The 2006-nt window shown below is 58.3% G+C and carries 2 rRNA genes (1 of these 2 only partly in view); both read left to right on the forward strand.

Annotated elements, in window-relative coordinates:
* Positions 1-1785: ribosomal RNA gene (locus AB0I04_RS54840) — 23S ribosomal RNA — on the forward strand; it begins 1443 nt to the left of the window's first position.
* Positions 1786-1887: 102 nt separating this feature from the next.
* Positions 1888-2004, forward strand: a 5S ribosomal RNA gene (rrf, locus tag AB0I04_RS54845).
* Positions 2005-2006: the final 2 nt, after the last annotated feature.

Genomic DNA, 2006 nt, shown 5'->3' on the forward strand with positions numbered 1-2006 from the left:
GCAGCGTGAGCTAGCCGTGGAGACCACACGAGTGAGAATGCAGGCATGAGTAGCGAATGAGGGGTGAGAAACCCCTCCGCCGGATGACCAAGGGTTCCTGGGGCAGGCTAATCCGCCCAGGGTAAGTCGGGACCTAAGGCGAGGCCGTGAGGCGTAGTCGATGGACAACGGGTTGATATTCCCGTACCCGCTGACACGCGCCCATGCTGAACCCACTGACACTAACATCGCAGACCCTGCTTGATCCCTTCGGGGGTCTTGTGTGGGCGAGTGGTGGACCTGAGGTGGTAGTAGGCAAGTGATGGGGTGACGCAGGAGGGTAGCTCAGCCCAGGCGATGGTTGTTCCTGGGGTAAGCATGTAGGGCGTGCCATAGGTAAATCCGTGGCGCATTAAGCCTGAGATGTGATGCCGAGCCGATTTAGGTGAAGTGAGTGATCCCATGCTGTCGAGAAAAGCCTCTAGCGAGTGTGTCGGCGGCCCGTACCCCAAACCGACTCAGGTGGTCAGGTAGAGAATACCGAGGCGATCGGGTGAACTGTGGTTAAGGAACTCGGCAAATTGCCCCCGTAACTTTGGGAGAAGGGGGGCCCCTGCTGGTGACCGAACTGGCTTCGTTAGCTGGTGGGGGTCGCAGATACCAGGGGGAAGCGACTGTTTACTAAAAACACAGGTCCGTGCGAAGTCGTAAGACGCTGTATACGGACTGACGCCTGCCCGGTGCCGGAACGTTAAGGGGACCGGTTAGTCCTTCGGGGCGAAGCTGAGAACCTAAGCGCCGGTAAACGGCGGTGGTAACTATAACCATCCTAAGGTAGCGAAATTCCTTGTCGGGTAAGTTCCGACCTGCACGAATGGCGTAACGACTTCCCCACTGTCTCAACCACAGGCCCGGTGAAATTGCACTACGAGTAAAGATGCTCGTTACGCGCAGCAGGACGGAAAGACCCCGGGACCTTCACTATAGCTTGGCATTGGCGTTTGGAGCGTCTTGTGTAGGATAGGTGGGAGACTGTGAAGCCATCACGCCAGTGGTGGTGGAGTCGTTGGTGAAATACCACTCTGGTCGTTTCGAGCGTCTAACCCGCGCCCGTGTATCCGGGTGGGGGACAGTGCCTGGTGGGTAGTTTAACTGGGGCGGTTGCCTCCCAAAGAGTAACGGAGGCGCCCAAAGGTTCCCTCAGCCTGGTTGGCAATCAGGTGTCGAGTGCAAGGGCACAAGGGAGCTTGACTGTGAGACAGACATGTCGAGCAGGTGCGAAAGCAGGGCCTAGTGATCCGGCACCACCGTGTGGATGGGGTGTCGCTCAACGGCTAAAAGGTACCCCGGGGATAACAGGCTGATCTTGCCCAAGAGTCCATATCGACGGCAAGGTTTGGCACCTCGATGTCGGCTCGTCGCATCCTGGGGCTGGAGTAGGTCCCAAGGGTTGGGCTGTTCGCCCATTAAAGCGGCACGCGAGCTGGGTTTAGAACGTCGCGAGACAGTTCGGTCCCTATCCGCTGTGCGCGTAGGAGACTTGCGAGGGTCTGTCCCTAGTACGAGAGGACCGGGACGGACGAACCTCTGGTGTGCCAGTTGTACCGCCAGGTGCATGGCTGGTTGGCTACGTTCGGTCGGGATAACCGCTGAAAGCATCTAAGCGGGAAGCCTTCCTCTAGATGAGGTCTCCCAACCCTAGTGGTTGTAAGGCCCCCAGCTAGACGACTGGGTTGATAGGCCGGAGATGGAAGCACCGTGAGGTGTGGAGTTGACCGGTACTAATAGGCCGAGTGGCTTGACACACACTTTCGTTCAAGAGCTGCGTTAAGCAAGAGATGTTCGCGTTCACTGTGCGGTTCCCGGGACACGGCCGGGAATCACAACCCCCGAGATCCCGTTAGGCGTTTCGGTGGTTTTGGCGAAGGGGAAACACCCGGTCCCATTCCGAACCCGGAAGTTAAGCCCTTCAGCGCCGATGGTACTGCACTGGAGACGGTGTGGGAGAGTAGGACACCGCCGGACAT

The sequence above is a fragment of the Actinoallomurus sp. NPDC050550 genome (assembly GCF_040655075.1).
In the GTDB taxonomy this organism is placed as follows: domain Bacteria; phylum Actinomycetota; class Actinomycetes; order Streptosporangiales; family Streptosporangiaceae; genus Actinoallomurus.